The following is a 7693-nucleotide window of genomic DNA, read 5'->3' on the forward strand; positions in this document are numbered from 1 at the left end:
TCTTTATTTAGCCACGACAAGGATATGTGTAGCATCCTTTACAAAATTTACGATTGGTCATATGAAGGCGGTAATTGTTCGGATAAGATTGGATTGGTGAGAAATGTATTGTCCATCCATCTAGATGATAACAACAAGATAAAGATAGACAATGAAGCATGGCAAGCAATACAGTCAAACTACCAAATTTACTTAAAGGAAAATATTCAGAGTTACCTTGAAATAAAAAACAAAATTGGTGAGTTTGTCATAGAGTCGTCATCAAGAACCTACACGATGGCAAATGAAATACTGAGTTCATTCAAAAATAGCATATTTGTCTTCATAACTTTTATCCTGACTGTTGTTGTTGTAAATGGATTAAAAGACACTGGAGAAAAAAGTATTTTTTCAGATGCTTATTTTGCCATTGTAATTATTCTCTGTATCGTTTCTCTCATTTGGCGGGAAATGACAAAAAGGGCGGTCTTGAAACAATTTGAAAGTGCATCATCCACAGTAAAAGAAATCCTTCAATTGAACTATAGCAAGGTTTTAATGCAGGATGAAATTAACCAATGTATTGACCCCGTTGTGTCCACAAACAGAACATACCTTGAAGAACAAGTGAAACAGTATTCAGAATGGTGGCTAGGCATAATTTTAATTTTTGGGTTAACATATGGTGCAGCAAATATATATTTTGAACACCCTAACATTTTCAAACCAGAAATACAAAAAGAAGTTAAAAATCTCCTGAAACAAAACTAAAAAAATCCAGGTAACGCTTGCATGGCGCCTAACCTAGACATTGCAACTATTACTTTTTGGCTAGGACAGTATATGGCTAAAGGAATTAAAATATTTATTATTGAATGTGTGGATCCTATGGATCTTCTTCAAGGTAGATCTGAAGCCACAGCTTTGGAGCAGGTTTGCCGTTCGATTGGAAATGAAGTAGCAGTGCTGACTGCTTATTCTGAAGATGACTTTGAAAAATATTGCAATTACATTTCATCTATAGATTCAAGTCACGATAATGAAGACTGTTCTGAACCATTGTGTGTACATATCTCTACACATGGAAACAATCAAGGCATTGCATTTGGGAAAGATTTTGTACAATGGCATGATTTATTCAATTTAATGGAGTCTATATTCACAAGAATGAATAAGTATCATGGTGACGTCTATATTTCAGTTTCTGCTTGTGATGCTGGTTATCAAAAACTAGTTGATGAAATTGAATTCGAATGGGACGTTAACTCCAGACTAACTCCTCCTGAATACGTGTTTGTCACTGGCGAGAAAGGTGGAGTACGCTGGGATGATGCCTTAGTTGCGTGGACATTGTTATATCATCGCATATCTAAACTTAGGAGAATTGGAAAGTTTAGAGTACAAAAGATACTTAATGATATAAAAGTAGCTGTTAATACTGAGCTTGAGTATTTTCGTTGGGATAGTTCTAAAATGAAGTATCTTCGTTACCGAGGAAAGTAAATGCAAATCAGAAAATAACTCCGTCATAACATAAGCAATATTCGAAAGCGCCCCTTGTGTGATAGTTGGAAAAGAAATAAACATGGGGGGATTCTCCCCCCTCTAATATCAATCCTTGGAATGGACAATCAACCTCAATCGATCAACCCGTGCTGCCTTAGCGCAGTCAGCAGCTCATCCACCAACACTTCCACCGATTTACCGGCATTCAGCAGATGAATTTCCGGCTGCTCCGGTGCCTCATAGGCGGAGTCGATACCGGTAAAGTTGCGAATGTCCCCTGCCCGCGCCTTTTTATAGAGCCCCTTGGGGTCGCGCTCTTCACAGATGGCGAGCGGCGCATCCACAAAGACCTCGACAAACTCCCCCTCGCCCAAGAGACTGCGCACCAGCGCCCGCTCGGCACGAAATGGCGAGATAAAGGCGGTGAGCACGATAAGGCCCGCATCCACCATCAGTTTTGCCACCTCGCCGACCCGGCGGATATTCTCCTGCCGCGCAGCATCATCGAAACCGAGATCGCCGCACAGGCCATGGCGCACATTGTCCCCATCCAGCAGATAGGTGTGCTTGCCTTGTGCCGCCAGCGCCTGCTCAAGCGCCCCCGCCAGAGTCGATTTGCCCGCCCCCGACAGCCCGGTAAACCAGATCACCAGCGGTTTTTGTCCTTTAAGCTCGGCCCGGCTCTGTTTGTCGACGGCATGCTTGTGCCACACGATATTACTCATCCCACACTCCTTGCTTGGCGCTCACGCCTCAAAACTTAAACGGTCCGGCACCACGGGGAGCCGCCTCGGACTATCAGCCGACAGCTTGCTGATGCCATGGTATTGCTCATCCAACGCACCTTGATTGGCGCTCACGCCTTAAAACGGAAACAGCAGGGGCACCATCACAATCACCCCGAGGCTATAGGCCAGCGAGACCGGCAGGGCCAGCTTGAGGTAGTCCGGCATCTTGTAGTTGCCCGCGGCATAGACCATCAGGTTGGTCTGGTAGCCGTAGGGCAGGATAAAGCTGGAGCTCGCCCCGAACAGCACAGCCAGAATAAACGGCATGGTCGAGACATCCATGCTGAGCGCCAGCTGGTAACCCATGGGGAAGGCCAGCGCGGCGGCAGCGTTGTTGCTCATCAGTTCGGTCAGCACCAACGTAAACACATAGATACCGATAAAGGCGATGATGGGGCTGGCACCGTTGAACTCCCCCATCAGCCAGTCGGCGATAAGCTTGGCCAATCCGCTCTTTTCCAGCTGATCGGCGATGGCCAGGGCCCCGCCCACCACCAGCCAGATATCCAGCGGGAAGCGGCGGCGGATCTCGTCCAGGGTCAGAATACGGGTGAGCAGCAGCGCCACCAGCATCAGCAGCAAGCCCTTGAACAGCGGCACCAGATCGAATACCGAGAGCGCCAACACCCCGAGAAAGCCCAGCACCACGGCGGCGCTACGCTTGCCATCGAGACGGGTGGAAGCTTCCAGCCCGCTCACCACCACAAACTCCCGTCCCAGCGATTTGTTGCGGGCAAACTGGGGGCCGGGGGCCAGCAGCAGGGTATCACCGGCATGCAGCTCAATCTGGCCGAGGCCACCGGTAAGCTGGGTTTCGCCGCGGCGCACCGCCAGCACCACCGCATCGAAGTGGGTGCGAAACTCGGCATCCTTGATGGTCTGACCCACCAGCCGCGAGCTGTGGCTGACGATCACCTCCACCAGATGCTGGCCGTTGAGGCGGTGCTGGCCGTAGAGATCCAGCCCCTTCATCTCCTGCAACACGCCGACGCTCTCCACATCGCCGCAAAACAGCAGCACGTCCCCTTCGTGCAGTTCATGTTCCGGCTGCACCGGGCAGATCACCTGATCGCCGCGAATGATTTCCGCCAGATAGAGGCATTTCAGGCTGCGCAGGCCGTTCTCCTTGACGCTGCGCCCCGCCAGCGGTGAACCGGCGCCCACCTTGGCTTCGAGAAAGTAGCCGGATTCGCGGCTCATCTCGGTGTCCTGCTCCGGCAGGTGACGGGCAAACAGCAGCACGGCCACCAGACCTGTCAGCAGGGTGCCCGCCCCCACCATAAAGAAGTCGAACATGCCGAGCGGCGGTGCCCCCATCTTGATGAGGAAGCTGTTGACGATAAGGTTGGTGGAGGTGCCGATCAGGGTCAGAACCCCGCCAAAGGTGGCCGCGAAGCACATGGGCAGCAGCAGCCGCGATGGCGCATGGTTGGGGTTGCGTTTGACCGCTCCCAGCATGGAGGCCACCACGGCGGTGTTGTTGACGAAGGCCGACAGGAAGGCGGTGGAGAACCACACCTTCACCAGCACCTTGTTGAATGAACCCGTGCCCACCAGATTGGCGAACCAGCTCATGATGCGGGTCTTCTCCACCGCCAGCGACACCAGCAGCAACAGCACCAGCGTCAGCAGGGCACTGTTGGTGTAGCCCGCCACCACGGCGTTGATATCCGCCAGCCCGCTCAGGTAGGTGATGAGCACGGCGCCCGAGAAGAGCAGCGCCGGGCGGAGTTTGCCCTGGATCAGCAGGGCCACGAGAGCAGCCAGCAGACCCAGCACCAGGAATTGTTGCCAGGTCATGGGCTTACTCCTTGCTTGTGTCGTTACCGATGGCAAGGGCTTGCCAGTGCGGGAAGTGCTTGCGCACCAGCGCGTTGAGCTCGATTTCGAACTCGCTGTAGTGCCCTTTTACTGCTTTGGCCGCCAAGCCTTCCACTATCATGCCGGCGCCGACGGTGACGTTGCTCAGCCGGTCAATCAGGATAAAGCTGCCGGTATCGCGGATCTCCTGATACGGGTCGAACGCCACCGGGTCGGTGAGGCTCAGCTCGCACAAGCCGATCTCGTTGAGCTTGAGCTCGCTTGCAGGCAACTCGTCGAGCTTGTTGATCTCGATGCGGTGGCGGATCGCCTCCACCTGACCGCGACTCTTCTTGGTGGCCAGTTTGACGTCGTAGACCCGACCCGGTTGCAGGGACTCCTCCCCCATCCAGACGATATGGGCCAGCACATTCTGGGTCACTTGCGGCTGCTTGGCGGCATCCACCAGCAGGTCGCCGCGGCTGATGTCGATTTCATCCGCGAAGGTGACGGTGATGGCCTGACCCGGCAGGGCGTACTCCAGATCGCCGTCGAAGGTGACGATGCGGGTCACCGTGCTCTCTTTGCCCGACGGCAACACCGCCAGCTTGTCGCCCACCCGCAGGATGCCGGAGGCGAGCGTCCCCGCGAAGCCGCGAAAATCGAGGTTGGGGCGGTTCACATACTGCACCGGCAGGCGCACCGGATGACGCTCCAGCTCGCGCTCAACTTCTGCGGATTCCAGCAGAGCAAGCAGGGTTTCGCCCTGATACCAGGCCAGCTTGTCGCTCTGGTTGACCACGTTGTCACCGTCCAGCGCCGAGACCGGCACGATATGGATGGTGTCGACGCTGAGCTTCTTGGCGAACTCGCGGTAATCGGCACTGATGCGCTCGAACACCTCCTGACTGAACTCCACCAGATCCATCTTGTTGACCGCCACCACGAACTGCTTGATGCCGAGCAGGCTCGCAATAAAGCTGTGGCGGCGGGTCTGATCCAGCACGCCTTTGCGGGCATCGATCAGAATAATGGCCAGATCGCAGGTGGAGGCGCCGGTGGCCATGTTGCGGGTGTACTGCTCATGGCCCGGGGTATCCGAGATGATAAATTTGCGCTTGGCGGTGGAGAAGTAGCGGTAGGCCACGTCTATGGTGATGCCCTGCTCGCGCTCCGCTTGCAGGCCGTCTACCAGCAGTGCCAGGTCCAGCTTCTCGCCGGTGGTGCCGAGCTTCTGGCTGTCGGACTCCAGCGCTTTGAGCTGATCTTCATAAATCTGCTGGGAGTCGTGCAGCAGGCGACCGATAAGGGTGCTCTTGCCGTCATCCACGCTGCCGCAGGTGAGAAAACGCAGCAGACTCTTGTGCTGCTGGGCGTGCAGATAGGCTTCGATGCCCTGTTCGGTGATGGCGGTCTGAATATGGCTGTTCATGCTGACGACTCCTTAGAAATATCCCTGACGCTTCTTCTGCTCCATGGAGCCGGCCTGATCGTGGTCAATCAGCCGCCCTTGCCGCTCGCTCGAAGTGGTGAGCAGCATCTCTTCAATAATTTCAGGCAAGGTGGTTGCATCGGATTCGATGGCCCCGGTCAGCGGGTAGCAGCCGAGGGTACGGAAACGAACCAGCTCCTGCTTCACTTCGTCTTCCGGGCCGATGGGCATACGATCGTCATCCACCATGATCTTGATGCCGTTGCGCTCCACCACCGGACGGTAAGCGGCGAAGTAGAGCGGCACTATGTCGATCTTTTCCAGATAGATGTATTGCCAGATATCGAGCTCGGTCCAGTTGGAGAGCGGAAACACCCGGATGCTCTCCCCCTTGTTGACCTGGCTGTTGTAGACCCGCCACAGCTCGGGGCGCTGGTTCTTGGGATCCCAGCGGTGAGACTTGTCGCGGAAGGAGTAGACCCGCTCCTTGGCGCGGGACTTCTCCTCGTCGCGGCGGGCGCCACCGAAAGCAGCGTCGAAGCCATATTTGTTGAGCGCCTGCTTGAGCCCTTCGGTCTTCATGATGTCGGTGTGCTTGCCGCTGCCGTGGACGAAGGGATTGATGCCCATGGCGAGGCCGTCCGGGTTCTTGTGGACGATCAGATCCAGCCCGTACTTTTTGGCGGTCTCGTCGCGGAACTTGATCATCTCCTTGAACTTCCAGTCGGTGTCGACGTGGAGCAAGGGGAACGGGATCTTGCCCGGATAGAAGGCCTTGCGGGCCAGATGCAGCATGACGGAGGAGTCCTTGCCGATGGAGTACATCATCACCGGGTTTTCAAATTCGGCAGCCACCTCGCGGATGATATGGATGCTCTCGGCTTCCAGCTGCTGCAGATGTGTCAATCTTTCACGAGAGACACCTGCATGACTGCTCTCCGCGTTCGGCTGCTGCAAGTGGGTCAATCTTTCACGATCCATGTTGGTCCTCGGGTCATTGCTTATGCGCCTGCTCGGGGCGCTGGGTGGTTCAGTGCGCGGCCGCACCGGCAGCCGCATCAAATATCTCTTTCTCGGTCAGGCCAGCTGCACCAGCTTGAGGTCGCAGCCATCGAGATCCGGGTTAGCGCGCAGCTGCTCGCCGCTTTTTTCTCCAAACCAGGCGAGCCGCTCGCGCAGTGCCACTACTTCGCCGATGACGATAAGCGACGGGCTCACCGCCTGTTTGGCAAGCTCAGCCAAGTCGGCCAGCGTGCCGGTCAGCACCCGCTGGCGGGATGTGGTGCCGCGCTCGATGATGGCGATGGGGGTGGCTTGGCTTCGGCCGTGATCCACCAACTGCTGCTGGATATGCTCGGAGCGCATCAGCCCCATGTAGATGACCAGGGTCTGACTGGTGGCGGCGAGCTGCTGCCAGTCGGGCTCCTTGCCCTCTTTTTGGCAGTGGCCGGTAATAAAGACGGCGCTCTGGGCGTAATCACGGTGAGTGAGCGGAATACCGGCATAGGCGGTGGCACCGGCAGCGGCCGTGATGCCGGGCACCACCGAGAAGGGGATTCCTTCATCGGCCAGCACTTCCAGCTCCTCGCCACCCCGGCCAAACATAAAGGGATCGCCCCCTTTCAGCCGCACCACCCGGTTGCCCGCCTTGGCATATTCCACCAGCAGGCGATTGGTCTCCTCCTGCGGCACGCTGTGGGCACCCGCCTTCTTGCCTACCGACACCAGAGTGGCATCGCGGCGCACCAGATCGAGGATCTCGGCAGAGACCAGCTGGTCGTAGAGCACCACTTCAGCCTGTTGAATTTGTTGCAGCGCCTTGAGGGTCAAGAGGCCCGGATCGCCGGGGCCCGCGCCGACCAGCACCACCTCGCCCACTTCGCTTTTCGCCTGGTCGAGGCCATCGCTCAACCACTGCTCGGCTCCTTGCCAATCCTCTTTTTCAATCAGGCTGGCGAGGGTGTTGGAGGCAAAGGCGCGCTCCCAGAAGCGGCGGCGATCGGAAATCAATGAGAGCACCCGCTTGGCCTTGTCACGCACCCGGCCGGAGAGCTCGGTCAGCCCGCCAAGATGGCGCGGTAGCAGGCTCTCCAGCCGCTCACGCAGCAGGCGCACCAGCACCGGCGCCTTGCCGCCGCTGGAGACCGCCACCATCAGCGGCGAGCGATCGATGATCGAGGGGAAGATA

General features: G+C 56.1%; 7 protein-coding genes. 2 read left to right on the forward strand and 5 right to left on the reverse strand.

Annotated elements, in window-relative coordinates; all coding sequences use genetic code 11:
• The coding region (locus tag AACS18_RS14630; RefSeq protein ID WP_219927972.1) for a hypothetical protein at nt 1–750 on the forward strand (750 nt) is incomplete at its 5' end.
• Nucleotides 751–822: 72 nt separating this feature from the next.
• A complete protein-coding gene (locus AACS18_RS14635) occupies nt 823–1482 on the forward strand; it encodes a hypothetical protein (RefSeq protein ID WP_108612571.1) in 660 nt (219 codons plus the stop codon).
• A 134-nt stretch (nt 1483–1616) separates the two neighbouring features.
• Here AACS18_RS14635 and cysC read toward each other — a convergent pair whose 3' ends face one another.
• From cysC to cysG, 5 genes are all read right to left on the reverse strand, one after another.
• Nucleotides 1617–2210 (reverse strand): adenylyl-sulfate kinase, encoded by a 594-nt coding sequence (gene cysC / locus AACS18_RS14640; RefSeq protein ID WP_108612549.1) that lies wholly within the window; start codon nt 2208–2210, stop codon nt 1617–1619.
• A gap of 138 nt (nt 2211–2348) precedes the next feature.
• Complete coding sequence (locus AACS18_RS14645; RefSeq protein ID WP_108612550.1) at nt 2349–4073, reverse strand: SLC13 family permease; 1725 nt, start codon at nt 4071–4073, stop codon at nt 2349–2351.
• A 4-nt stretch (nt 4074–4077) separates the two neighbouring features.
• On the reverse strand, nt 4078–5505 hold the full coding sequence (gene cysN, locus AACS18_RS14650) for a sulfate adenylyltransferase subunit CysN (RefSeq protein WP_108612551.1): 1428 nt from the start codon (nt 5503–5505) through the stop codon (nt 4078–4080).
• Between the two features lie 12 nt (nt 5506–5517).
• Nucleotides 5518–6486 carry a sulfate adenylyltransferase subunit CysD gene (gene cysD / locus AACS18_RS14655; RefSeq protein WP_108612552.1) on the reverse strand — a complete coding sequence of 323 codons (969 nt, stop codon included), beginning with the start codon at nt 6484–6486 and terminating at the stop codon, nt 5518–5520.
• Between the two features lie 96 nt (nt 6487–6582).
• Nucleotides 6583–7693: siroheme synthase CysG (gene cysG / locus AACS18_RS14660; protein WP_258228717.1), on the reverse strand; the 1111-nt coding region annotated here is incomplete at its 5' end.

It is taken from the genome of Aeromonas sp. HMWF015 (genome assembly GCF_963878965.1).
Classification (GTDB): Bacteria; Pseudomonadota; Gammaproteobacteria; order Enterobacterales; family Aeromonadaceae; genus Aeromonas; species Aeromonas veronii.

Excerpts from the sequence above, each read along its gene's own strand:
- cysC (WP_108612549.1), bottom strand. The coding sequence starts at position 2,210 with ATGAGTAATATCGTGTGGCACAAGCATGCCGTCGACAAACAGAGCCGG.
- AACS18_RS14635 (WP_108612571.1), top strand. The coding sequence starts at position 823 with ATGGCTAAAGGAATTAAAATATTTATTATTGAATGTGTGGATCCTATG.
- cysD (WP_108612552.1), bottom strand. The coding sequence starts at position 6,486 with ATGGATCGTGAAAGATTGACCCACTTGCAGCAGCCGAACGCGGAGAGC.
- AACS18_RS14645 (WP_108612550.1), bottom strand. The coding sequence starts at position 4,073 with ATGACCTGGCAACAATTCCTGGTGCTGGGTCTGCTGGCTGCTCTCGTG.
- cysN (WP_108612551.1), bottom strand. The coding sequence starts at position 5,505 with ATGAACAGCCATATTCAGACCGCCATCACCGAACAGGGCATCGAAGCC.